At 65.1% G+C, this 22,239-nt stretch carries 35 protein-coding genes; 5 read left to right on the top strand and 30 right to left on the bottom strand.

The window, feature by feature from the left end; genetic code table 11:
- Positions 1 to 3 precede the first annotated feature (3 nt).
- From ACFTWF_RS32565 to ACFTWF_RS32445, 25 genes are all read right to left on the bottom strand, one after another.
- On the bottom strand, positions 4 to 378 hold the full coding sequence (locus ACFTWF_RS32565; protein WP_378465214.1) for a capsid cement protein: 375 nt from the start codon (positions 376 to 378) through the stop codon (positions 4 to 6).
- A 2-nt stretch (positions 379 to 380) separates the two neighbouring features.
- The gene (locus ACFTWF_RS32560; protein ID WP_378465213.1) at positions 381 to 1,775 is read right to left on the bottom strand and encodes a phage protease; all 1,395 of its coding nucleotides are present in this window, start codon (positions 1,773 to 1,775) and stop codon (positions 381 to 383) included.
- Positions 1,768 to 3,303, bottom strand: coding sequence for a hypothetical protein (locus ACFTWF_RS32555; RefSeq protein ID WP_378465212.1), 1,536 nt, complete (start codon positions 3,301 to 3,303; stop codon positions 1,768 to 1,770). Before ACFTWF_RS32555 ends, ACFTWF_RS32560 begins: the two co-directional genes overlap by 8 nt.
- Positions 3,304 to 3,318: 15 nt before the next feature.
- Positions 3,319 to 4,872 (bottom strand): hypothetical protein, encoded by a 1,554-nt coding sequence (locus tag ACFTWF_RS32550; protein ID WP_378465211.1) that lies wholly within the window; start codon positions 4,870 to 4,872, stop codon positions 3,319 to 3,321.
- Positions 4,850 to 5,194 carry a hypothetical protein gene (locus tag ACFTWF_RS32545; RefSeq protein ID WP_378465210.1) on the bottom strand — a complete coding sequence of 115 codons (345 nt, stop codon included), beginning with the start codon at positions 5,192 to 5,194 and terminating at the stop codon, positions 4,850 to 4,852. The genes ACFTWF_RS32550 and ACFTWF_RS32545 overlap by 23 nt, the downstream gene beginning before the upstream one ends.
- A 381-nt stretch (positions 5,195 to 5,575) precedes the next feature.
- Positions 5,576 to 6,313, bottom strand: a complete 738-nt coding sequence (locus tag ACFTWF_RS32540; RefSeq protein WP_378465209.1) for a hypothetical protein — start codon at positions 6,311 to 6,313, stop codon at positions 5,576 to 5,578.
- 3 nt (positions 6,314 to 6,316) lie between these two features.
- Complete coding sequence (locus tag ACFTWF_RS32535) at positions 6,317 to 6,457, bottom strand: hypothetical protein (protein ID WP_378465208.1); 141 nt, start codon at positions 6,455 to 6,457, stop codon at positions 6,317 to 6,319.
- A 176-nt stretch (positions 6,458 to 6,633) separates the two neighbouring features.
- Positions 6,634 to 6,936, bottom strand: a complete 303-nt coding sequence (locus tag ACFTWF_RS32530) for a hypothetical protein (protein WP_378465207.1) — start codon at positions 6,934 to 6,936, stop codon at positions 6,634 to 6,636.
- A complete protein-coding gene (locus tag ACFTWF_RS32525) occupies positions 6,933 to 7,223 on the bottom strand; it encodes a hypothetical protein (protein WP_378465206.1) in 291 nt (96 codons plus the stop codon). The genes ACFTWF_RS32530 and ACFTWF_RS32525 overlap by 4 nt, the downstream gene beginning before the upstream one ends.
- Positions 7,224 to 7,485: 262 nt before the next feature.
- Positions 7,486 to 7,797, bottom strand: coding sequence for a DUF6221 family protein (locus ACFTWF_RS32520; protein WP_378465205.1), 312 nt, complete (start codon positions 7,795 to 7,797; stop codon positions 7,486 to 7,488).
- The gene (locus ACFTWF_RS32515; RefSeq protein ID WP_378465204.1) at positions 7,794 to 8,519 is read right to left on the bottom strand and encodes a hypothetical protein; all 726 of its coding nucleotides are present in this window, start codon (positions 8,517 to 8,519) and stop codon (positions 7,794 to 7,796) included. Before ACFTWF_RS32515 ends, ACFTWF_RS32520 begins: the two co-directional genes overlap by 4 nt.
- Entirely contained in the window at positions 8,516 to 8,797 is a 282-nt protein-coding gene (locus ACFTWF_RS32510; protein ID WP_378465203.1) for a glutaredoxin domain-containing protein, read from the bottom strand. Before ACFTWF_RS32510 ends, ACFTWF_RS32515 begins: the two co-directional genes overlap by 4 nt.
- Positions 8,794 to 9,192: a hypothetical protein gene (locus tag ACFTWF_RS32505; protein ID WP_378465202.1), complete on the bottom strand. Its 399-nt coding sequence runs from the start codon at positions 9,190 to 9,192 to the stop codon at positions 8,794 to 8,796. The genes ACFTWF_RS32510 and ACFTWF_RS32505 overlap by 4 nt, the downstream gene beginning before the upstream one ends.
- On the bottom strand, positions 9,189 to 10,250 hold the full coding sequence (locus ACFTWF_RS32500; RefSeq protein WP_378465201.1) for a hypothetical protein: 1,062 nt from the start codon (positions 10,248 to 10,250) through the stop codon (positions 9,189 to 9,191). Before ACFTWF_RS32500 ends, ACFTWF_RS32505 begins: the two co-directional genes overlap by 4 nt.
- A 28-nt stretch (positions 10,251 to 10,278) precedes the next feature.
- Positions 10,279 to 10,698 carry a hypothetical protein gene (locus tag ACFTWF_RS32495; protein WP_378465200.1) on the bottom strand — a complete coding sequence of 140 codons (420 nt, stop codon included), beginning with the start codon at positions 10,696 to 10,698 and terminating at the stop codon, positions 10,279 to 10,281.
- Positions 10,695 to 11,036, bottom strand: a complete 342-nt coding sequence (locus ACFTWF_RS32490; protein ID WP_378465199.1) for a DUF6085 family protein — start codon at positions 11,034 to 11,036, stop codon at positions 10,695 to 10,697. The genes ACFTWF_RS32495 and ACFTWF_RS32490 overlap by 4 nt, the downstream gene beginning before the upstream one ends.
- The gene (locus ACFTWF_RS32485; protein ID WP_378465198.1) at positions 11,033 to 11,803 is read right to left on the bottom strand and encodes a hypothetical protein; all 771 of its coding nucleotides are present in this window, start codon (positions 11,801 to 11,803) and stop codon (positions 11,033 to 11,035) included. Before ACFTWF_RS32485 ends, ACFTWF_RS32490 begins: the two co-directional genes overlap by 4 nt.
- Positions 11,800 to 11,934, bottom strand: coding sequence for a hypothetical protein (locus tag ACFTWF_RS32480; protein ID WP_378465197.1), 135 nt, complete (start codon positions 11,932 to 11,934; stop codon positions 11,800 to 11,802). The genes ACFTWF_RS32485 and ACFTWF_RS32480 overlap by 4 nt, the downstream gene beginning before the upstream one ends.
- Positions 11,931 to 12,137 (bottom strand): hypothetical protein, encoded by a 207-nt coding sequence (locus ACFTWF_RS32475; protein ID WP_378465196.1) that lies wholly within the window; start codon positions 12,135 to 12,137, stop codon positions 11,931 to 11,933. The genes ACFTWF_RS32480 and ACFTWF_RS32475 overlap by 4 nt, the downstream gene beginning before the upstream one ends.
- Positions 12,134 to 13,231, bottom strand: coding sequence for a hypothetical protein (locus tag ACFTWF_RS32470; RefSeq protein ID WP_378465195.1), 1,098 nt, complete (start codon positions 13,229 to 13,231; stop codon positions 12,134 to 12,136). Before ACFTWF_RS32470 ends, ACFTWF_RS32475 begins: the two co-directional genes overlap by 4 nt.
- A gap of 28 nt (positions 13,232 to 13,259) precedes the next feature.
- Positions 13,260 to 14,114 carry a PD-(D/E)XK nuclease-like domain-containing protein gene (locus ACFTWF_RS32465; protein ID WP_378465194.1) on the bottom strand — a complete coding sequence of 285 codons (855 nt, stop codon included), beginning with the start codon at positions 14,112 to 14,114 and terminating at the stop codon, positions 13,260 to 13,262.
- Positions 14,111 to 14,449, bottom strand: a complete 339-nt coding sequence (locus ACFTWF_RS32460; RefSeq protein ID WP_378465193.1) for a hypothetical protein — start codon at positions 14,447 to 14,449, stop codon at positions 14,111 to 14,113. Before ACFTWF_RS32460 ends, ACFTWF_RS32465 begins: the two co-directional genes overlap by 4 nt.
- A complete protein-coding gene (locus tag ACFTWF_RS32455) occupies positions 14,439 to 15,050 on the bottom strand; it encodes a hypothetical protein (protein WP_378465192.1) in 612 nt (203 codons plus the stop codon). Before ACFTWF_RS32455 ends, ACFTWF_RS32460 begins: the two co-directional genes overlap by 11 nt.
- 33 nt (positions 15,051 to 15,083) lie before the next feature.
- Positions 15,084 to 15,431 carry a hypothetical protein gene (locus ACFTWF_RS32450; RefSeq protein ID WP_378465191.1) on the bottom strand — a complete coding sequence of 116 codons (348 nt, stop codon included), beginning with the start codon at positions 15,429 to 15,431 and terminating at the stop codon, positions 15,084 to 15,086.
- Complete coding sequence (locus ACFTWF_RS32445; RefSeq protein WP_378465190.1) at positions 15,428 to 15,793, bottom strand: hypothetical protein; 366 nt, start codon at positions 15,791 to 15,793, stop codon at positions 15,428 to 15,430. Before ACFTWF_RS32445 ends, ACFTWF_RS32450 begins: the two co-directional genes overlap by 4 nt.
- 29 nt (positions 15,794 to 15,822) lie before the next feature.
- On the opposite strand from ACFTWF_RS32445, the gene ACFTWF_RS32440 reads away from it, so the two are divergent.
- On the top strand, positions 15,823 to 16,056 hold the full coding sequence (locus ACFTWF_RS32440; RefSeq protein ID WP_378465189.1) for a hypothetical protein: 234 nt from the start codon (positions 15,823 to 15,825) through the stop codon (positions 16,054 to 16,056).
- Here the strand turns inward: ACFTWF_RS32440 and ACFTWF_RS32435 are convergent.
- The 3 genes from ACFTWF_RS32435 to ACFTWF_RS32425 are packed head-to-tail and all read right to left on the bottom strand — an operon-like array spanning position 16,026 to position 17,406.
- Entirely contained in the window at positions 16,026 to 16,220 is a 195-nt protein-coding gene (locus tag ACFTWF_RS32435; RefSeq protein ID WP_378465188.1) for a hypothetical protein, read from the bottom strand. The two genes, ACFTWF_RS32440 and ACFTWF_RS32435, sit on opposite strands and share 31 nt — an antisense overlap.
- Positions 16,220 to 17,176 (bottom strand): hypothetical protein, encoded by a 957-nt coding sequence (locus tag ACFTWF_RS32430; protein WP_378465187.1) that lies wholly within the window; start codon positions 17,174 to 17,176, stop codon positions 16,220 to 16,222. Before ACFTWF_RS32430 ends, ACFTWF_RS32435 begins: the two co-directional genes overlap by 1 nt.
- On the bottom strand, positions 17,173 to 17,406 hold the full coding sequence (locus tag ACFTWF_RS32425) for a helix-turn-helix transcriptional regulator (RefSeq protein ID WP_378465186.1): 234 nt from the start codon (positions 17,404 to 17,406) through the stop codon (positions 17,173 to 17,175). The genes ACFTWF_RS32430 and ACFTWF_RS32425 overlap by 4 nt, the downstream gene beginning before the upstream one ends.
- 104 nt (positions 17,407 to 17,510) lie before the next feature.
- Between ACFTWF_RS32425 and ACFTWF_RS32420 the strand changes: the two genes are divergently transcribed.
- Complete coding sequence (locus ACFTWF_RS32420) at positions 17,511 to 18,158, top strand: hypothetical protein (protein ID WP_378465185.1); 648 nt, start codon at positions 17,511 to 17,513, stop codon at positions 18,156 to 18,158.
- Positions 18,159 to 18,190: 32 nt separating this feature from the next.
- On the opposite strand, the gene ACFTWF_RS32415 is transcribed toward ACFTWF_RS32420, so the two are convergent.
- Positions 18,191 to 18,988 carry a phage antirepressor gene (locus ACFTWF_RS32415; protein WP_378465184.1) on the bottom strand — a complete coding sequence of 266 codons (798 nt, stop codon included), beginning with the start codon at positions 18,986 to 18,988 and terminating at the stop codon, positions 18,191 to 18,193.
- 56 nt (positions 18,989 to 19,044) lie between these two features.
- Positions 19,045 to 19,368 (bottom strand): helix-turn-helix transcriptional regulator, encoded by a 324-nt coding sequence (locus ACFTWF_RS32410; RefSeq protein WP_378465183.1) that lies wholly within the window; start codon positions 19,366 to 19,368, stop codon positions 19,045 to 19,047.
- 173 nt (positions 19,369 to 19,541) lie between these two features.
- Between ACFTWF_RS32410 and ACFTWF_RS32405 the strand changes: the two genes are divergently transcribed.
- The 3 genes from ACFTWF_RS32405 to ACFTWF_RS32395 all read left to right on the top strand — a co-directional run bounded on the left by ACFTWF_RS32405 (position 19,542) and on the right by ACFTWF_RS32395 (position 22,164).
- Positions 19,542 to 20,453 (top strand): hypothetical protein, encoded by a 912-nt coding sequence (locus ACFTWF_RS32405; RefSeq protein WP_378465182.1) that lies wholly within the window; start codon positions 19,542 to 19,544, stop codon positions 20,451 to 20,453.
- 665 nt (positions 20,454 to 21,118) lie between these two features.
- Positions 21,119 to 21,751, top strand: coding sequence for a DUF433 domain-containing protein (locus ACFTWF_RS32400; RefSeq protein ID WP_378465181.1), 633 nt, complete (start codon positions 21,119 to 21,121; stop codon positions 21,749 to 21,751).
- Complete coding sequence (locus ACFTWF_RS32395; protein ID WP_378465180.1) at positions 21,748 to 22,164, top strand: hypothetical protein; 417 nt, start codon at positions 21,748 to 21,750, stop codon at positions 22,162 to 22,164. Before ACFTWF_RS32400 ends, ACFTWF_RS32395 begins: the two co-directional genes overlap by 4 nt.
- Positions 22,165 to 22,239 lie beyond the last annotated feature (75 nt).

Genomic DNA, 22,239 nt, shown 5'->3' with positions numbered 1-22,239 from the left:
TTCTCAGTAGAGGCTGATCTCGGCGTCGCCGCCGGACGTGGCTGCGGTGACGGCGTAGCCGACGGCCACACCCGAAGACTTGGTGACGGCCTGGCCGTTGGCGGCGACCTCCACCTCGGCGAAGGCGGCGATATTGGCCGACGCGGTCACGAACGTCACGCGCGAGTTTCCGCGGGCGACGCCCACGATGTCGCCGGACGCGGCGTCGTACTTCGACACGCCGCACACCCGGCCTGCAGCGTCGGCGTGGGCGACGGCGATGTTGCCGCTGGACCGGTTGCCGGAGATCTTCAGGAACCTCTTGCCGGTGACCGCTGCGGAAGCGCGGCCGGTGAGGTCCCGTCCGGGCTCGTACACACCGATGTTCTCGTTCGCCATGATCAGGCCTCCTTCGTAGACGCCGGTTCGCCCGGCCAGGTGTAGGTTCCGAGGTCGCTACCGGCGGAGGCGTCGACTCCGTGGCCGATCTCCTGCACGGGGACGACGCCCTTGTCCAGGCTCGCGAGGACCTCAGCGGCGCCGGGGTCCGCCTCGAGCTGCTTGATCCAGTGCTGCTTGCGGGCGGGAGCGATCTGTCCGTCGCGGATTGCGGCGGACACCACGTCCTCGCGGTCCTTGGCCTCAAGCCGGGCGAGTGCCTGCGCACCGCGCTCCGCCATCTGCGTGGTCTCCTTGAAGCTGCTCGCCTCGACGAGGAGCATGCCGTTCGAGTTCGCGTACTCGCGAACCTTGGATGCCGAGACGTTCTCGTCGGCGGGCTTCTCCTCGGGCTCCGGAGCGGTCAACTTCTCGAGGACCGCGTCGAACACTGCCTGGTCGTCGGCGTCCTCGGGGAGGCTCAGTGCCTCACGGAGTTCGCCAACCTGCTCATCCGTGAATGCCACGTCCGAGCCTCCTTCTTCGGTGGTGGTTTCCGCGGCCGAGGTTTCAGTCGCGGTAGTCGCGGCCGCGGGCCGGGACTCTTCCTTGCTCGCCCAGGAGGCGAGTGGTTTGCGGACAGATGTCGAGGCGGCGACGTATTCTCGCTTGACCTCTTGCGGTTCACCCCAGGCGATCTCGTCTGCCTCGATGGTGAATGGGATCCTGAACAGCGACCCGCTCTCGTCGTCGATGACGACAACCTCGGTGGGGTCGAGGAACATGTCCTCGATCCACCACCAGTTCTCGGCGGCGGGGCCGCTGTAGAAGGAGGATTGAACCTCCGCGACGGTGATCGACGCGGCTACCTTCAGAGTGGATGCATGCGGTGCGCCCTTGCTGTCGACGGGCATGGTGAATTCTTCCTTTCCGCCGCCGGATGCGGCGACGCCGTACAGCGCCGCGACGTCCTGGAGGCTGGCGAGTGTTCCCACGCCCGGGGCTGTGACACCAAGCAGTGCAACAGCTTCGAGCACGAATGGGTGGACGCGGCCGGTCTGGTCTGTGAAGCTGTGCCGGCCTTCGATGGATCGGTCGGGGTAGGCCGATGCCATGACGTCGCCGAGCCATGCGGGTATCCCGCAGTAGTCGCCGACGAGAGTGGTGCCGTTGTCCTCGACACGGAGGTTGTCGACGTACCCGATCGTCGGCTCGCCGTCGAAGCGCGGATCCGTGTGCCCCAACTTGAGCACCGGCCGCCGGACCGCGGGCGACTCCAATGCCGCGACCGCCGCATACAGGTCTTCGGAGGTGGGGTTCCATGTCCCCGTCGAGATCTCCCACGACCCGGCCTTGATCAGCTCGACGTTCGGGATAGTCACCAGGATCGGCCGGTCGGGAACCGTGACGTCAGCCATTGGCGGCGTCACCGTCGTTTGCGTTTTCGGAGTCCTCCATGAGGTCTTCGACGAGCTCGTCGTCGGCGCCCTCTGGATCGACCGGCTTCTGCACCGTGACCGGGAGCAGACCCAGGTGTTCGATCGGGTCGAGGCCGACAGCCTTCAACGCATCCTGCGGGTCGAAGCCGGACCGGATCAGCGTGCCCGCAGCGGTGACCATGGCGGCGATGTCCTCGGCGCTCGGCTTCGACACGGTGACCTGCCCCTCGCCCGGAGGCGGGGTGTCCTTGGACGGGAGGCCGTACTGCTGGCGGGTGTACTCCTCGAGCGACCGGTCGAGTCGGATCAGGCCGGCATCGATCAGCGTCTTCAGCGCCTGCGCTGTGAGGTCCTGCCGGGAGCCGATCTCGTCGAACACCAGTCGCGGCGCCGGTTCGTCCTCACCGAAGTTCAGGTCGACCAGGTCCTCGACGACATGAGCCTGCGCGGTGTCGCGAAGAGATTCAGCGATCGTCTGCGTCGACTGGGTGAACGAGTCCGACTGGACGGACGCCAGCGCGTAGGAGCCGCCGCGGTCGAGGTTCAGGAAGTGCGCGAGCCCGGCGAGGGCGATCTGCTTGTCGTGGTACTCGATTGCCTGGCGGATGTCGGGCAGGTTGCCGCTCACGCCGAGCAGCTTGAAATCTGCGCCAGCTGGCAGGCCGACGCCGGACCGCTCGCCGCCGCGGTACTCGGTCGCCATCCCCCGGTAGGCGTCGACCGTCGCCTGGTCTGCGCCCTCCGGCGCGGTGGCCACCGGGACACCCATGCCGTTCCGGCGAGCGACTGCGGCCTCGATACGCATCAGCTCGTCCTTGAGGATCCAATGCTTGTACGCGGGCCGGAGCAGCGAGTTGCCCATCCACCGGCCGGGGTCCATGTCGCGGACATAGGCGACGAGGCGGTCGATCGGGATCCGGATTCCGCCGTCGAGGATGTTCGAGACGTCGAAGTTCGAGTCGGCCGGTTGGGCCTGCACGATCGAATCGAGGCCGCCGTCCCGGGCGACGTTCATCTTGATGATCGTGCGCTGCGGGCGGGGCGCCAGCTTGTGGAGGTTCAGCCGGTCGCCGTCGATCCTGTAGACCTGCTCGAAGTAGCTGTGCCCGAACTGCAGACTCAGCAGCGCGACGCGGACGTGTTCAACCCAGGAGAAGCGGCCCTTGGTTCGCGGCAGGGATTTGTCGTCCGACGAGTCGCCGACGATCGGGAGTCCGAGGTTGCGGGCAACGAATTCGGTGACCTCGTCGCTCGCACCGTTCTTGTCGATGCGCCATGCCGTGCGCCGGATCGGCAGCCCGATCGCGTTGAGCACGGACGACACTCGGCCGTCCTCCCGACCCATCCGGGCGTAGATCAGGTTCGCCTGTGGCCACTGCAGATCGGGAACCTTCTCCTCGTCGAGCCACTGCTGCCAGCCCATGGTCTCGCCGTTGACGTACCCGACCTCGTACGTGGGGGCCGGTGACGTCGTCACGGCGTACGACGGCGCAAGTGCGGCAGTCACATCACATCACCCCTCTCAGAATCCAGCGGACAGAGCATCGAACTCGGCGGGCCCGGTTGCCGCGACGTACGACGGCGGAAGCGCCTCGGGCTTCGGTTCGTCGACGCCGTAGGTCAGCAACCCGAGCCGGGCCAAGGTCGCCGTGACGATTGGCGACAGGATCACCGCGGTGTCGTAGTCCCAGCCGAATGCACCACCCGACATCGGCTTCTTCTTGACCCCGGCGATCGAGTTGGTCAGGCGCGGATCGTTGGCGTGCTCAAGCTGCCCAGCGAGCGCGTCGTCGAGGAACCCGACGCAGGCCTGCCCCATCTCCTGCGCCGACGTCATGACAGGCTCAATCCGCTTGACCTTCAACGCCGGTAGCAGGCTGCCCGCCGGCGACGTCCGGTTCATCATCACCACACACGGGTCGACCGACTCGACGATGTCGCCGATGGTTTCCACAACGCCGGTGGACGGACGATCGAGGTAGCCGATCTCGATGTGGATCTTGCCCGACGTCGTGCGCTGGGCCATCGCGATCGCGTACCAGTCCAGGTGCCGGTCCACCGCGATCGCGACCGGACCGACCAACTCCGATCTACCCTCCATGTCACCCCACGCCTCCGCCGTGATCACCGGCTCATGAACCTCGGCCTTCTCCGAGGGCCAGTCGCCGCGGCCGAGATACTCGACGTCGAAGCTCTTCATGCCAGCCTCGGTCGAGAACTTCCGCAGCTCGGGCGCCAGCTTCTTGTCGGTCTGGATGACACCGAACGACGGGTTCGCCCAACGCCACGTCTGCGGGTCGGTGCGGTCGAGGGAGTCGGGCGCCATCCACTCGGCGAAGAACAACCCGTCTTCGCCGACGAGGCCGCGCTGACGGACGGCAGCCAGAACCTGGCCATTGGGGTGCTGGTCCTGGTTCACCGCCGACGAGGTGTAGATCGTCTGCGGATCGTCCGAGTTCATCTTCGTCGGCGAAAGCGCCGCCATGTCAGCCTCGGTGAGGTCGTATGCCTCGTCGTAGATCTCGAGGTCGACGCGGTCGAGACCCCGGCCGGCGTTCGCCGACCTGGTCGTGAACACCACCTCGGCGCCGCTAGCCAACACGATCGTGCCGCGGCCCTGCGAGCACGTGTGCGACTCGACGCGCTTGAGCATCCACGGCGTCGTCTTCACGATCGCCCAGGTGCGCTTCCACAGCGCCTTCGCCGTCTCCCACTGCTGGGCCGAGAACACGATCTTCTCGCCGAGCTTGAACAGCCCGTACAGCACCCTCAGCGAGAGGATCAGCGACTTGCCGTTCTGCCGCGGGACGATCAGGCAGCACTCGGAGTGCGTCCATGTCCCGTCCGGCGCCTTCGACATGATCCGCTCAAGCGACCATGACTGCCACGGGATCGCGCGAATCCTGGACGCCGACCGGAGGCCCAGTTCGGCGGCCTTGCCTCCTAGCTCGGTGTTGCCAGGAGTGAACGCCAGGAAGTTCGGGGTCTGCCGGCCTTCGAGCTTCGGCCACTCCGACGCGATGATCTCGGCGAACCGAGCATCGACGTCTTCCTCACAGATCGTCGAGAGGGTCATACTCGCCGCTGTCGCTGGCGTCCTTCAGTCGCCGGATCTCCGCGAGGAGCTGCCGCAGCACCGTCGCCAACTGCCGGGACTCCTGCAGCGCCGAGTCGCAGCGGATCTCGAGGACCTCCGCGTCGCCGCGGGATGCCACCAGGCGGAGCCAGAGCTCCTCCTCGCCGGACAGGATTCTGTCGAGCTGGTCGAGCCGGTCCTTGATCCGGCAGGCCTCGACGACCATCACCGTCAGCGAGTACGGGTCGGCGTCGTCGTGGAGGGAATCGAACAGCCGGCGCCCGGCGGTGCCGAGATCATCGGCCTCGTCGACGAGGGCCATTGTCACCCCTTCCCGCACCTCGGATGCTGGTCAGACGGCTTCTGATGCCGCAGTGGGGCGCTCAGCCCCGGCTCGGCTGCACGTAGGTTCAGAGGCCGTGCAAAAAAATGTCCTGACTGCCCCGCCGCCGAGTCAGGAGCCCCCCACCCCTCAAGAATTCTGAGCGGTGGGATGAGGCGGGACTGGCCGGCGGTTGACAGCCGCGAGGGCCTTGCCGCAACGCGAGTTGCAAGGCTCTGACCTGCGGAAACGCCAGATTGGGCGCGTTTGCCCTGGTCAGAGCGTTGCGCGGGGGATCGGTGCTGTCAGTGCGGACGCAACGCTTTGACCTGCGGTTTTGCGCCAAAATCGGCATAACTGCAGGTCAGGGCGTTGCAACTGTCACCAGGTCATGCTGTTTCCGGCCCAACCACCTCGTTGCGCGGCCAGGGCTGGCCGGAGGTGGTCGCGGTCGCCTTTGCCTCGCTCCTTGTTGCACCGGCCGTGGAGCAGCCGGTCGGCTGTGGTGCCGCCGTTGGCTCGGGCGTGGGTGTGGTCGGCGGCGAGGGCTTCGCCGTCGTGGTTGCGGGTCTTGTCGCGGTACATGGGTTGGTCGCACCACCAGCAGGCGGTGCCGTCGGTGTGGGCGCGGAGGAGTCGGTCGCGTTGCTTCTGGTGTTGCCAGCCGAGGCCCTTCTCGGTGGTGGTCCTGGCTGGCCGCGGCGCGTGGTCGTCGTCGCCCTGGGCTTGGTTGTCGTACCACTGGGCTGCGACGGCGAGCATGCGTCTGGGTCGCTCGGCTTTGCAGCGGCTCATGACGATGTCGCGGCCGGGGTCGACGGTGACGATGTGGGCGCCGGCGCGGCGGTATCGGTCGAGCAGCGCGGCTGATGGGGTGGAGTGGATGAGGTAGACGTCGCAGCCCGTGAGCGACAGGGCCTTGTCGATGGCTGCTTGCCGCGCCGCCTTGGCCACGGCCTTGACTGCGTCGCTGTGGTCGTGGGCGCTGACGCCCTCACGTGGTGGTGTGAGGGCGTTGGCGAGGAGGTCGAAGTCGATGATCACGTCCGTGGGTTGGGCGTGCTGCCGGCAGTAGGTGCTCTTGCCTGCCGCGGGTGGGCCCGTGACGACGTAGAGCATGGGCTACCTCGGCGTGTGGTTCTGGGCGCGCAGTTCCTGGTTGAGGAGGCTGGTGAGCTGGACGCGCTCGGCTTCGGTGCCTGCGCGTCGCGCTTCGGCGAGCTTGACCTCGTAGTCGTAGATCCGGTCTTCGAGGCTGGGCATCGCTACCTCCCGAGGTACATGCGGCGTATGCCGGTGAGGCACCAGCGGATCAGTGCCCAGTTCATCGCGTGGCCACCCAGACGAGTACGCGGTGGATGGTGTCGAAGATGCGGTCGAGGATCACAGCACGTACGTCCGGAGGATGGACCAGGCGATGCGGAAGAACTCGATGACCTTCATCGTCCGGCTCCGAGGATGGTGTTGGGATCGTGTCCGCGGGCGCGCATTTCGTCGGTGAAGTGGCCGAGTGCTGCGCCGGGGCCGAGGGCGAACTGTCCGGTGGGTTTCCAGTCGGCGCCCATGATCTCGCGGAGGATGGCTTCGCAGAGTGTGGTGTCGCCGGTGGCCTGGAACTCGCGGAGCCTGGGGACGAGGCGGTCTCGGAGCTGCAGGAGTTGGTCGGGTGTGGCGTCTTGCCGTGCGGCGGCGACCTTCATGATGAACGAGAGGGTGCGACCGATCTGGTCGGTGGCGGTCATGCCCTGCTCCTGAATCGTCCACGCTCGGCACGCCAGTCGTCGAGGCGCCCGGTTTCGATGCGGGACCCGATGGCTGCGGCGAGGTCGGTGAAGGTGTCGGCGGCGTCTTTGCCGGCGGCCTGGTAGGTCTCGATGAGCGTGGTGACGGGCGTGGGGTCGACGTTGGTGGTCGGCTGGAAGCCGATGGCCCCGCTGTCGGAGACCCAGAGGATTCCGATAGCGGGGCGCATGACGGCGGTCCACTGTCCGTGGCCGGTGCGTTGGTCGAGGGGGTTCGTGTCAGGCATGCGACCTCCTCTGGGATGTGTCGCCCGGCAGGCTCACCGACGCACGAATAGAGGCGCGCGCTTCCCGTGGGGGTGAGCCTTCGATTCCGGTTCCCGCCTGAATCCGGGACGAGCCGGTGACGTTGACCGGGCGAGGATTGTGGCCGACTCACCCGCTGCGCTGAACAGGGTTTCCGATGAGACGGCGATGGCGCCAGATCTCATAGACCTCGCGCCAGCGCAAGCGTAGCAAATGGGCAGGCCGAAACTCGAGTGCCGAATCCTAAGTCCAGGTCGGGTCGTAGTCGGGGTGGTCGGCATAGACGGCGGCCATGTGGCGAAGGGCGATGCGGGCGGGTAGGTCTCCGTCGGGTCCGGTCCAGCTGGGCCAGTGCTCCAGGACGTTGAGGACCGTGCGCTTCGCGTTCACGTCTTGCCGCACACGGGCTGGATTGTGGCGAGCAATGTGCTCAGCAGCCGCGCGCTTTCCATTCTGACGGGCGATCGAGGTGATGATCGGCGAGTCCTTCGCCGCATGCGCCGCGACCTCGTCCTCGTCGAAGCGCGCCCTCAGGAACTCAACGATGTCGTTCACGCGCTCTCCTTGGTGTGTCGCGGTCGGATGGGGTGTGCGAGGTGGGCGTCCATGACGTCGCCGACAACGTACATGGTGGGCCAGTCTGGTCGCCATGGCCCGGGGGCGGGGCGCGCGTAGCCCTGTTCGCAGAGGTACTTGACACGGCGGGCGCCGAGGTGCCGGTATTCGTCTCCGAGTTCCTTTGCAACTGAGGCGATTCCGGCTTGGTTGAGGACGGTTGCGCGGGCAGCATCGGTGCGTGAGGCGTTGTCAGGTTCGCGGAATCTGGGCCAGATGATCCGGCGGATGACTTCGACGGCGTCGAGGATCTCGTCGACTGCGGACTCGGACCCTTCGGTCATGGCGAGCGAGATGAGGTGCCTGTTGAGCCATTTCGCGAGCCCTGGTGTGTTGTCGGCGTTGTAGCCGGGTGGAAGGGACTTGCCGCTGCCTGGTTCGTATCCGATGGGTGCGTATTCCACACCGCGGTGCTCGCAGACGAGGCGCACCCAGGTGCTGAGGACTCGGTGTATGGTCTCCCCCGCTTCGGATGCGTCTTCGCTGTATGGGAGTGGCTGCTCCGAGGGTCGCTTCGGTTTGCGGTTGCCGCCACGCATGCTGAGCCGGTCCTGTTTGGTGAGCGCGACCTCGAGGTCGATGCAGAGCTCGGGGATCTCGCGGAGTGTGGTGGCGAGCAGCTTGAGGGTGTGTCGTGGGATGTACAGGTGATCGTCGCTCACGCTGGGTCTCCGTTCTCGGCGAGGTAGGCGATGGCGGCGAGGTCGCCGGCGACTTTTGTGAGGCGGTCGGGCCTGTGCCCGGACCAGTGCTGCACGCCGGAGTCCAGGCGGACGATGACGACCGGGGTTTCGAGGTGGCCGAGCTTCTTGAGGTCGGTGGCGGCGTCAGGGTCGTCGGCGAGGTCGACGCTGGCGTACTCGACTCCGAGGTCGTCGAGCTTCCGCTTGGTGGCGCGGCAGGGCATGCAGGCCGGTGAACTGTAGACGGTGACGGTCACGATTGCTCCTGGAGTTCGATTTCGAGCCACAGCGATCCGGGTTGCCCTTTCTGGGCGGGGTGGATCACGGGCATGGGTTTGGTCATCCACTGCGGGGTGTCGTCTTCGACGAGTCCGTAGCCGGGGCATTTCGGTGTGCCTTTGGCGAGGGCGTCGCAGCACGGTTTGAGGGTGGCGACGAGGTTGTCGGTGTCGCGGACCCCGTTGCGGGCGGGCCGGTAGTGGAGGGTGACGGTGACGTGCGGGACGCCGCGTGGGAGTCGCTGCCGTTTCGCTTCGATGTGGACTTCGTCGCGGAGCTGTCGGGTGATCCGTGCCTTGACCTGATGGTGGAGGCGCTGGTTCATCGAGAGCGGCGGCTTCGTGCCGTTCAGGACGATCGTGTAGACGGTCACTCGCCGCTCGCCTTGGCGAGGGCTGCGCGAGCCCGTTCAATGCCGCGTGCGTTGACCTCAGCCTGGGTTGGGTCGTGCCCGCATGGTCGGCCGTCGAGGTAGCCCTCGTCGTCGCACATGCTGCAGGCGTAGATGTCCTGGGCGCGGATCTCGGCTTGGCGGTGGGCCTCGGTGGAGGCGGCCCGGGCGGCCTGCCGGCGTTGCTCGGTCTCCCATGCGGTGTGCGCCTTGCGGGCTTGCCCGCAGGCCCCGCACGGGTCGGTGGTTCCTTCGGGGTGCTGAGGGCAGTTCGGGGAGGGCGGTTGAGTGCCCGCCTCGCGCGTACGCGAGTGTGCGCCCGCGCGACCTCCCAACTTTCTATCTGCAGTACCCAGAGATTCAACCTCAACCTCAACCACAACAGACCCTTCCCCGAACCCTTCCGGGAACCCTTCGGTGAGGGGTTCTGTTTCCCCAGGTCGCGAGAACCCTTCCCTGTACCCTTCCGAGAAGGGTTCAGGTAACCCTTCGGGGAAGTCTTCCGAGAAGGGTTCGAGGTAGGGTTCAACCGCCGACTCGGACAGCGTTCCCAGGTGTGCCACGGCATCCCGGTGCGCACGTTCGAGATTCAGTCGCAAACGCTTCGTCCCGTCACTGACGCCGTTGATCACCGGCACCTCAATCCGGGCCAGCTCCGCCGCGAGGACACGCGCCAACTTCGGTGACTCAACCTGAGCCGCCGCCCGCAGCGCGGACAGCATCACGTTCGGCATCTTGTGAACCTCGTCGCGGCGCATGAACGACCGAACAAGCACCTCCCCGGTGTCATCATCGGTGAACACGTACTCGTTGCGCTCCAGGCGGATCAACGCCGCTTTCGCCTCCAACTCCGACGGCGTGCGGTCACCCTCGCGGATCGCCTTCCGCCACCGCTTGAAGTTGATCGGCGTCACGCCGGCGTAGTTCAGCGACGGCTGCCCGAGCAGCGTCATGTACAGGAACTTGTCGATGTTCGGCTGCGCAGTGAAGTGGTCGTCGGTGAACATGGAGAACCAGGCCTTGCCGTATTCGCGTGGCATCAGAGCCTCCCTTCCGCGTTGTGTGGTGTCACCACAGCGTTGGCTCCGGCTCGGTGATGCCGTGCGCCAGGATCTGGTCGACGACTCGCGGCTGCTCGGCGTCGCGATCGGCTTTGCGACTGCGCCGGGCGTCGGCGCGCAGTTCGGCGGGCAGCGATTCGAACCACCGCGTGACCTCTACCCACGTGAGCGTCACGGTGTGCGCGGGGTCGTCGCGCTTCCGCTGGTGCATGTAGTCACCGAGCGCCGTCATCGCGAGGCCCCAGGAGTACGTCTGTCGCCAGACGCCGACCGCCCGCCACTCCCCATTGCGTGCGGTGCCGCCGCCCTGGCTGTCGCGGATGTGCTTGCACCAATACGCCGGTGCGTCGGCCAGGGCGAGGAGCTGCCACGGGGCCAACTCGGCGAGGAGCTGGCGCTGACCGTTGGTGAGTTGCTGGATGGTCATCGCCTCACCGGTTCCCAGGTCCACACGTTGTCGCGGCAGACCGTGACGCGGTAAGTGCCTGGTGGCTCAGGCGGGCCGTCGAGCGCCGCAAGCAGGCGATGGAACCGGCACTCCTCAAGCTCGTTCTCGACGCGCTCACGGAGCGGATGCCGCACGGTGAACTCATCGGCCCTGAGCGTGACGATGTGCTCGGTCTCGCGGACGTCAAGGATGTCAGCGACGGCCGTGGGATTAGGGCAGGAGGCGTTGCTGCAGGCGATGTATCCGCCGTAGCCTGCGAACAGCGTTGCGCCGCAGCCCATCGGGCAGAATCCCTTCACATCGAACGTCATGGTCATGCCTCGATTTCGTTGATTCGGTCGGCAAGCCACTCGGTGTAGGTGCGAGTGCTGCCGGGGTAGCAGCCGGGGTAGCAGCGGAGGTTGTAGCTGGTGTGGTCACCGGTGAGGTAGCCGCGGGCGCCGACGATCGCCTGCGAGTAGGCGTTCCACACCGCAGGCCCGTTGCGCCAGTCGCGGATCGTTGCCTGCCAGCGCCCGGTTCGCAGGCGGTTGACGAGGTCCCAGCCCCACGAACGGAGGTCGCCGAGCGCGAACGCCGACGACTGATCCGCGATCGTGCGCAGCGGGCTGTCGGGCGGACAGCACGTGATGACGTCGGCAGGGTCGGCGCAGTGCCAGACCGGGAACCAGACCCGGGCGATGGGCCGTGAGCCTGCGATTCCCCAGGGCTCCTCCGACCCCCACGGATCCGCCGGACGGAGCGGGTCGGAGATGAGACCGACGCCGCGCACGTCCAGTTCGGAGTGCTCGCCGCGTGCGATCTCGGCGGCGACGTTGCCCGCGAGCGCTCCCCCACCCGAGTAGCCGGTGAGCACGACCGGGTTGGGGTCGCGCCGGATATAGTCGAGCAGCATCGTGCGACCCGAGGTGAGCGAGTTGTCGAACGACGACCCGAGCGGCGCCGGCACCGGCCCGTACTGAGCCGACCACGGCAGCTCGACCACTCGGAACCGCTGGGTGTCGAGGCTCTTCGTGACATTGGCCAGCATGTTGCCGTCACCCATTGGTTCGCCGATACCCCGGCAACGGAGAACTGTAATCACAGCTGCACCACCGCCAACCGTCTCTTGTCGAATCCGTTTGCGAGCCAGCCGAATGCGATGACTGCGCCCATCCCCGCCCCCGCCGCCGTGAGGGCGACGGCGAGGGCGAGGGACGCGAGGGTGCGGGTCACGCGGGGTCACCGAGTGCGAGCTGGATGCCGTCGGGAGTGACGACGTCGAGCGTTGACGAGAGCGTGAGCACCGGAGCCCACCCGATCGGGACCATGACCTCGACGGCCATGTGCGTTCCCTCGTACTTCTCGCGGAATTCCGGCAGCGCGTCGGGGAAGTACGACGCCAGCCCGACTATGGGCGCATTGGTTGTGTCGCTCATGCGGGTTCACCGGCCTGCTCTTCGCCGTTCTCGAGGAAGCGGATCGTGGAGGCAACCTCAGCTGACGTCAGATCCTTGACGGCGGTGATGTCGCGACCTTCGCGGGCGGACAGGAACGCCTTCCGTTCCTCGGCGTTCTTGATGCCGGCCTTGGTGAGCGCAGCGGTGAGGCCCTTCAGTTCCTCGGCTGACGCGGGCTGCGACCCGTCTCGTTCCGTGTCCTTCGGCTGGTCCTTGGCTGGTCGCTCGTCTGGCGCATCCTTCGGCGGAGCCTCGGTTGGTCGGCCACTCTCGATGTCAGCGGCGGTGACGCGGCTCGGCGGGAACGCTTCCTCGCGCGAGATCTCCCGATTCTTGATCGAGTTGAAGGTGATGCCGAGTTCTCCGAGGTCCTGCTCGGTCCATTCGTCGGATGGTCGACCGATCTTGGACTCGAGCTGCTTGCGGGAAACTCCGATTCCGTCGAAGTGACCGATGCTGTTCGCGATGCGCGTGGCGAGCGGGATTCCGCCGCCGTCCTGCAGGGTTGCGTGGCACCGGTCGGAGGCTTCTTCGACGAACCAGGCCGGGAGGACGGCGAAGATCGCCTCGCGGACGCGGCGGGCGCCGGCGTTGGCGTTGTTCTCGTAGATGTCCCGCATGTCGGCGAGCTGGCGGGTCCCCTGCCGGGTGTCGCGCTTGTGCGGGACGATGAAGGTGATCGCGTTGCGCGCATTTGTTTCGAGATCCCAGGCGAACGCCTGCATTTCCGACTCGCCTTTGTCGTCGTCGCGCCGGAGCTCGGCGACGCCGTACTGGATGTTGCCCCAGCAGCGGGCAAGCTCGCGGGCGAGGTGGATCGACGGGCCGGACACGGTCTCACCACCGCGCGGGAACGAGAAGAACGCGCGATCGGCGACGGACTTCTGTGCGGTGCTGTCGCGCATCTCTTCGACGGCGATGGGCTTGCTGCGCCGGTTCTGCTGGGCGACGAGGACGGCGGCCTGGACCTCGGCGATGGCGCGGGACTGCTCGATCGCGGTGGCCTGGCTGACCTGTGTTCGTGCACCGGCTGGCTGGAACGCGGGCTGGTAGCGGGCAGGGCTATTCGTCATGTGTGACTCCGTTCAGATGGGGGTGCGGTTACCACGGGAGTGAGTTCTCGTGCTGGCGCCGCCACCATGCGGGGAGGCTGACGAGGTGGACGTCGTCGCTGTAGTCCGGCCACAGACCGGTCTCCATGCAGGCAGCGAAGAGGTCGATGGCCTTGCGGTTGAGCTGGCGTCCGACCTCGATGTCGTCGGAGTGCAGCTCGATGACCGAGACGAGGTAGGGCGGATTCTTGTCTTGGACTACGAACAGGAACACGGGGTCGTCGGCGATGCCGAGTGCGATGAGACCATCTCGGTACCAGGGATCCTGCTGGGCGTAACCGAAGTCCGCGGCCGACTTCGAGAACTTGTCGGGGTTCGCGGAGGTGCTCGACTTGTAGTCGACGATGACGACGCGGCCATCGATGGTGAGGTTCGGGAGCCAGTCCGGCCGGCACCTCAGGCGGGCACCGGTGGCTGGGTCGTCCCAGTACATCGACAGCTCGGGGGTGCCGGACTCGAGGAGTGCTGCGGCGTGCCGGTTGCGGCGGATCGCGGCGGCCATGGCGTGGACCTGCACGACTTCCTTGGTGAGCAGTGGTGTTTTGCCCTCGGCGTATATCGCGTCGCGTTCCGCCTTCGCGGCCTTGGTCGTCCAGTTGTCGGCCTTGACCTCTACGATCTCTTCCCCGACACCGAGGACGAGGGTGTGTGCGGCGTGACCGAGGTCGAATGCCTTCGTCGATTCACGCGGATTGTCCTGCGCGTAGCGGAACTGGGCCGGTGTCGACGGCGGCAGGAGGGCCCGGGCGCCGGACGACGACAGCGACGTCTTGTCGCCGTGGTAGACGTAGTCGGGAATGTCGGCGTAGACGCCGATCTGGTCAGGTGCGAGCAGATCACTCACGCAACACCGCCTTTCGTTTGGTGGTCTGGTCGCAACGTGATCTGGTAGCAGGTGTTGCACATCCCCTTCGCGCCAGTGGTTTTCACACCGGGCGGCCGGGGCCGGAGATCGGACCCGCTGCGGGTGACCATCTGGTGGTTGCAGACGGCGCAACGCTGCGCGACCTCGGTGTCGACGTCGATCAGCCCGAGCATCGCCAGCAGATTGCGGGCGTCGTCGACGTCCGTTGCGGCGTTGCACACGGTGAGCCGGGCGCGTTGCGCAATGGCCCGCGCAACGTCGCTGTCAGGGTCCGCAACGTCGAGGATCGCGGCCTGCTCATCGTCATGCGGCACGAGCGGTCACCTCCGCCCGGTACTTCGCGATGCCCCACACGATCGCATGGCAAGCCATCAGGTAGTGGTGGTCATAGTCCGTGAGGTCCCACTCCCAGACGTCGGCGAACTCGAACTCCTCGTCGGGGAAGTAGTTCCGGTAACGGAAGTCATTGAGGATGTACCGGGCGTCAGCCAGGCTGTAGGCGTACGCGCTGTCGAGGACGTCTTCACGGATCGACTTCCACAGCCCGACCTTGTCGGTGTAGGCGTGGCGGTTGTCCATGAAGTACTGGACGACCTGCTGTTTGAACTTCTCCTCCGAGAAGGAGATGGCGGGGTTGTCGCCGCGGATCTTCTCTGCCCAGTAGCCCGGGTTGATGCCACCCTGCAGACCCGTGTGGACCGAAAAGAACTCGAACATGTCATCAATGCGGGCGAACTGGTACGAGTGCACGTCGCCGGTGATCACGAGGTTGTGCGGCCACGTGATCAGGTCGAACCAGAAGATCGACGTATCCGGAGATTGGAACCGGATATGCCGGTACAGCCCGTCGTCCTTCAGCACCGTCATCTCATGGTTCTCGACATAGCGGGCAAGCATCCTTCTGGGATCGCTCATCACAGGACCTCGTTCTCTCGGTCGACCTGGGCGTCACGCGGCGTCGGCCCGCGCGCCCCAGTCGGGCTCGTCGTCGTCCGGCCCGCGCTCCTCTGCGAGCTGCTTCTCGAGCTGGTCTGCTGCGCGGAGCAGCGCCGCGGCCACCTTGCGCGCGTCGTCGGGGCTGTCGACCCAGACGACGTCGATCTGGATCTCATCCGCCTCGATGTGGGCGACCGCGTAGTCGCCGGCGAAGTGCTCCTCGGGGAGCTCCACCACTGCGTACCGGGTGAGCACGGCGTCAGCGATCGGCCCCCAGTACTTCTCGTTGAACTGGACGAACAGCGACTTGTTGTCCCCGGCGTTCTTCAGAAGTTTGGTGAGTTCCTCGCGGATGGTCATGCGGTCACCAACAATCCGTAGCCGATGAGGCCGAACACGCCGCCGAGGATCAGGCAGAGAGCCCAGCCCATCCAGGACCGCCACTCAAATGTCAGCCAACCCTCGAGCTTGTCCCAGCCGCTTGGCTCAGGTGCCTCATCGATCGCGATGGCGAGGTCGTCGAACAGGTCGGGCGTCGCCGGGTGCGGCTTCGCGAGGTTCATCGCGGCGTAGACGGCGCGGTCGAACTCGACATCCGTCACGGTCGGCTGCTGGATCCACACGGAACGCAGGTCCCTCTTGACCTGGTCGTGGATCGGTGTGGTCATGAACTGGTCATGCAGGTCGTCGCCGTCAATGCGGGCGTCGAAAGTTGCTGTCATCGCAGTCTCGTTTCATTCACAAGCTGTGGATGGATGGTGTTAGTAGTGCTCGGCTCCGCAGGCGCAGCGCCGGAACCAGCCGGGGCGCTACGCGGTTCGCGGACTTCGGCATGCGTCAGGAGGCCTGCCTCGAACTCCGCGACGAACCGCTCGGCGACACGGGAGTGCGCGTCGACCAGGACCCGGGCGCGCTCGGTGTGGGGGACGTTCGCGAGGGTGGAATCGAGATCGCTCACCAGCGCACCATGATCTCGTCGCCGTAGACCACGTCAGTAGTCCCGTCGCGGAACGTCACCCGCCACATCCCGCCGCCACTGCGCAACGCGTTCGCGACCCCAGCCGACGCAGCACCGGAACCCACGTGGGCCGGCGCAACCTTCTCGATGTGCGTGGCCGTGCGCACTGTCGTCACGCGCAGCGTCGTCATCACGACTCACCGCCGACCGATGGCACGGTCGCGGAGGACGCGTCGGCACCGCGATTGCCGTCATCGCCTACGGTGGTGACGCCAGAATCAACACTCGGAGGGAAAACGGGATGGCTGCCGACACACGACTCGACGACCTCTCTCGCAGAATCGATGCGATCCCTGAAACGCTCACCGGGGTGAAGTCGATCTACCAGGCCTTCCATACCCTCGCGTCGAACAACTCGCGACCCGCCACTGCCGCCGAGATGATCGACGCTATGACAAAGGGGCTCGATGAACTTGAGGAGCGACTCGCCTCGGGCGAGCATCTTGAGGTCTGACCCGGAGTCCTCAGCATCCGCGGACGATGCCGTAGATACGTCAGAGACCAGCCGGTCTCCTACTGTGGGCCTACTACCACCAACAGAAGGAGAATCTTCTTGAGCACCATCGCCCATCTGAAGGCTCTGTCGATCCCGGACGAGTTCCCCGTTTCGTCGGCCATCAGGGACGAATTCATCGAGAACATCGAGCAGGCGGGAGGCGAGACATTCAGCGCAGCGGGCCTGGTTGCCCCGCTGATGCTGGCAGTCATCCGTCTTGAGAGTCGGATCGCGGAGGCCGAGGACCGAATCAAAGTTCTCGAGGACGGTGACGGATCCGCTGACGACGCCGACGATCGGAGCGGAAGAGTCTGGTAATCGGATTCGTCGGATCTCCTCACGCACTATGGCGCGCACGTCGTCGCGCGTGAGGGGTTTCGCCTCGACGGGCAGCACGACCATGCCTAGCTCCGCCAGCAATCTCAGTGCCTCGACGGCGGCGGCAGGAGTACTTTCACCCACTCCGTCGTTGTCGCGGTGGAACTCCTCGTGCGCCTCGATGTCCTGGCGCAACTCGAACTCGTCGTCAGCGTTGCTCGGTTCGCTACCCGCGATACTGAAGTCGCAGTCTTTGCACTCATACAACTTCACGCGGACCACCTCGCAGCATCGGCCATCACCGTGTTCATGAACTCGTCGACGTCGGACGCCCGCCAGCGCAGCGCGGAGGTGATGCCCTCCCCCGGCTTGAAACCCTTGGAGTACAGGGGATGCGGGCCGTGCTGGGCCATCCAGCTTTGAGTGCGCATCTTCCGGATCGTCTGCGGCGAATGACCGGTGACGTCGGAGACCTGGTGGATGTTAAGGGACGGTTTGCTCATGAGGGACCGCCATGCTCGGTCGAGGAGGGTGCGTCAACACCCTCCGCGACCTGGCCGTCTCCTACGCTGTGATCGCCACAACCAACAACAGAAGGAGAAGAATCGTGGACGATGTCCTGGCATGGCTCGGCGCGGTCGGAGGGGTTCTCGGTGGCGGCGCGGGGTTGACCTTCGGGATCTTGGCGCTCAAACAGTCGAAGGCGTCGAACAAGCTCGCCGAGGATGCCCGCGATATCGCACAGCGCGGCGAGCAACTCGGCACGGAGGCCAATGGCCTCGCCCGAGAGTCGAACAGCATCGCTGTAGATGCGCGTCAACTCGCTGAAGAAGCGAACACGATCTCCAAGCGGGGCGAGCTTCGAGAGACCGAACGACACGATGTCCACTGGGAAGGCGACTGGGTAGCACCTGGGCGCTACGCCCTGACGAACATGGGTGACGATGAAGCGTTCGATGTACGTGCCGTCGTGACTGTAGACGGGGAGCAGGCAGAGTCTCGGGCAAACTCTGTACCCGGGAGGGGAGGCCAACTCCTGTTCGAACTGCCGCGAGCGGCCCAGGAACTCCGCCGCGAGATCCGTGAGCGCCGCGCCCGTATGCGGACTCCCGACCCATACGGAATCGACCATGCGGCGTCGTTGAACGCCCACATCCACACTTTCACCGAACGGGTGGTGTGGAAATCCGCACTCGGTCAGCAGCATGTCCACGAGCCGAAGCACTCCCTCGGCACGCTTGGTGACCTGGACTGATGATTCGCTGTGGATGTTGAGGGACCGGTCACTCATGCGGCCTCACTCAGCGACAGCTGACCTGATCCGCCGAGGAGCTCGTGCAACTTCGCGATCCCCTTCACTGTGACGCGGAGCGTCGGCGCCGGCAGCTCGTACTCGCCGGACTTGGAGTTCAGGAATGGGCGTGCTGGTCGCTCATACAGTCGGCCGGTGTCGACCTGCTCCTGCCTGGCCTCCCAGCCGCCACGCGGATTCCGCGAGCGGAAGATCCAACGCTTGCTGTGCATGAAGTCGAACAGTCGATCACGGCCAATGCTGATGTTCGAATCCTGCGACAGGATCTTCGCGGCCTCGGCGACGCTGTAGTTCCCCTTCGCGTCGGCGAGGTTGTTCCACGCCCGCGCCGGCGCCTCCAACTCCGCGATCTGCTGGTCCTTCGCCTTCAAGGTCGCGGCCGCCTCGAGTAGCGCCGTCGCCATGAGTTCGGGACCGGTGAGCGTCGGCGCAGTGGAGTACTGCCCTGTCTTACGGATCGTCGGCAGCACGTCGTGGGTCAGCCACCGCTTGATCACTCTCGACTTGGCTGACTGGCTACCGAGGATCGCGGCGTAGAACCCCGCCTCCGAGATGACGATCAACTTCTGGTTTCCACCAAGGGTGTGCAGATCTCGCACACCCTTGTCCTCGTCGTCGAGGCGCCTCGTCATCGCCGAGGTAGCGCTGTACTCGAGGATGCGAGCGACGTCGACAGCGACAAACCATGGCTCGCCGTCGATCACAACCGATCGCAACTCCGAAGTCTCGTACCGGAACAGTTCGACTGACGCGGTAGGGTGCATGTCAGACATTGGTTCTCCAATCTGTGTCGTAGCCCTCGTCCTGTGTCCGCAGGCGGGGGCTTTTTCTATGCGCTGATGGGGTGACTACTGGAACGTGAGGCATGTGCCACTCGAGGTACGACTTCGATTTCGTGAGCATCGAAGAGGTCCTCCCAGGGAACATCCAGTCGAGCTGCGATCGCGACACCGAGGTCCTCGGTGATCGATGTCAACTTCCCGGTCTCGATGAGATAGATCGTGCTCTGCGTGCGACGCACCAGATACGCCAACTCGCGCTGACTGAAGTGCTTTTGCTTGCGCCACCGGCGGATCTGCCCGCCGTCTTTAACTCGCATCCAGACCTCCTTACGTCGGGTCGGTGGACGGTTCTTCTTCGTACGAGTAGCCATCTTGCTCTCCAATCTTCACGGTGACAAGTGAATCATGAGGCATGAGGCATTTACTCGTCAAGACGACAAGTGGAAAATAGCTACGCTGAAGTCGCGTGACGCATGTTCCACTTGTCAGAGAATTTGTTCGCGCAACTGACACGAGCGACGACGAATAGGGAAGTCTTCTGGCCATGAGCAAAGTCGAAACGCTGGCAGATCTTCTGAAGGTCGCATCTGCCCGCCACAACGGGGCATCAGGGAGGCGCCTTGCAGAGATAGCGATCGCAGACGGACACGACGTATCCCACGCAACGCTCAACCGGATCCGGCAAGGCAAGTACTCAAGCCGACCAACCGAGAACACGATTCGGGCAATCGCCTACCTCGCCGGCGTGCCTGAAGAAACAGCGTTCATGATCGCCGGCAGTCAGGCTCCGGCGAGGAGGACCTTTGAGGAAGTCTTCGTGGAGTGGCAGCAGCACATGGGCAAGGCGATGTTGCTGACCTTCGAATACGCGCGAATGCGCGGTATCGACGGAGCAACCGCCGACGAAGAGCTACGCGAGGCGATGCACATGTCCGGCCAGATGAAGGACGGGCGTCCATGGACGCCACCCTGGCAAGCCTCCAAATACGGCGAAGGCGAGGAGCCCTGGCGCGAGAGCTGGTGGCGCGAACAACAGCCAGTGCGCCAGGGCGGCCGGGGCGCAGAGGGATTGAGAGAACTACTCAGAGCCAAGAAGGGCGAAGATGACAAAGAGCAGGAACCGCGGACGGAAGAGAGCAGCACGAAGCAGCTCGGCGCAGGCGGCAGCAAGGAAAGCTCAGGAGCCCCCATGAACGTCACCGACGTCCAGGATGAGTACTCGATTACGAACAATCAACGCCTGAGGCCTGACTACCTCGCGGCCCGGGAGGGTTACGAGCCCGCTGATTCCGGTTCCGCCAGGCCGAAAGAGTCCGATGTCGAGGACGACACCGGACAGCAGTCCGATTACGCGTTGGCGCGCCGCGAGGGTGAGACCGAGGAGCGTCGGCGGCGACGCATTGAGGGCGAGCCGTGGAATCACGCCGATCCGGAGGGGCCGGAGACCGGCGCGTAGGAACACTTTTCACGAAACCTTGCGGTGACTTGCGTCCCGACAGTTACCGACCAGTAACTCGCTTTTCGAACGTCTGTTCGAGTAGATTGTGGACCTACCACAGGACACCGACACGTTTGGACGGGGCGCATGGTTCACCGATGGCATCCATGGCGGCATCTTCAGCGGTGCTACCCGCACCTCGAAGTCACCTTCCCGAACTGCCTGCGGTTCGGATGCCTGGGTGAATGGACCGCCGGTGGCATCGAGATCGACGGCACCTCGAACCAGCGTGAACGTCGCTGCACCCTCACCCACGAGATCGTGCACATCGAACGCGGCCCGGTCCCCAACGACCCACACCTCGCCGTGAAGGAGGAACGCGTCGTCGAATGCATCACGGCGCGTAGGCTGATCAGCCTCGGACGCTCATCGACGCCCTGGTGTGGAATCGGCTGCGAGTCGACGACGAGCTGGCGGAAGAATTGTGGGTCGACCTGCCGACGCTGCAGCACCGAGTCCGGGATCTCACGGACGGCGAGCGCCGGTACATCGACCAAGAGCTCGAACGAAGGGCGTGACTGATTCACACCTCGTTTGCCGCAACACATACCCTTACGCAAACGAGTGTGACCTGAGAGACTAAATTACATCGGCTGGATTCGATCGAGAGGAGGTGTTTGTGAATGTCGTTCCCGGTCGAGCTGACATCAATCCTTACTGGCGCATCCATGCGACAGCTTTCCGACTGGCGGAAGCCACCAAACCCGCTAGTTGCCCCTGAAGTGGCGCTCAGACCACGAGTTCTTTACTCGTTCCGCGATGTGGTGGCGCTTCGGACTCTGGTCAAGCTGCGCGCGGAGGTTCCCCTGCAACGGATCCGTCGCGCATTCCAGTCGCTTCAGAAGATGGATCTCACCGATCACCCCTCGCGATACACACTGGTCACGGACGGCTCTTCGGTCTTCCTTGTTGAAGGAAACGAGGCAACAGACCTGGTCGTTGCCCCGGGGCAGCGTGTAATCGCCTCGCTGGATGACGTCTTCAAGCCCTTCACCAACTGGAAGGGTGAAGGTGTCGTTGATTTCTTGCACCCACGGCCCCGCCTGGAGGTCCGGGAAACACGCATGGGTGGCTGGCCCACGATTCGCGGCACTCGCGTGCCGTACGACACCGTGGCAAACCTAGTGCGAGGCGGGGATATCCCTGCCGACGCGGTCGGTGAATACTTCCCGACTGTCGCTCCAGTCGACGTCGGCGACGCCGTCAGTTTCGACGAGCAAGTCAGCCAGGTCGCCGGCAGTGGACGTACCGCGTGAAATTCTTCCTCGACGAAAATATGAATCAGGGAATGATGGGGCATCTCACGTCCATCTTCCGCGCTCACGAGTTCGTTGGAGTCCGCGAACTCTGCTCGAAAGGCATGGAGGACGTCGACCTTTTCCGCCATGTCGCAGACGAGAGCTGCGATGTCTTCGTAACCGGCGATCTCGCACAACTCAAACGGCCAGCGGAGCGGCAGGCTTGCCGTGATGCGGGGCTGCACTGGATCGGCGTGCATCAGGTCCACGCATCGGGCTACCACGTTGTCGCTGGCCCTGCGTCTACTCTGGTGCATGCTCTTCCGTTCATCCTGGATCAGCTGACGAAAGGCCATGCGCCTCAGTACTTCCAACTGAAGAAGTCGGAGCGCAACAACACGCAGATCTTTCACCGCTGCGGCGAACTGTAGTGACGAGAAACCCCCGCGCTCATAGGTGGTGAGCGCGGGGGCGAGGCGAAACCCGAACAGTTTCAGCAAGGAGTG

Source organism: Rhodococcus sp. NPDC056960, assembly GCF_042674125.1.
Classification (GTDB): domain Bacteria; phylum Actinomycetota; class Actinomycetes; order Mycobacteriales; family Mycobacteriaceae; genus Rhodococcus_F.
Note: the sequence above shows the minus strand (reverse complement) of the source record. Positions and strands in the feature narration are given on the sequence as shown.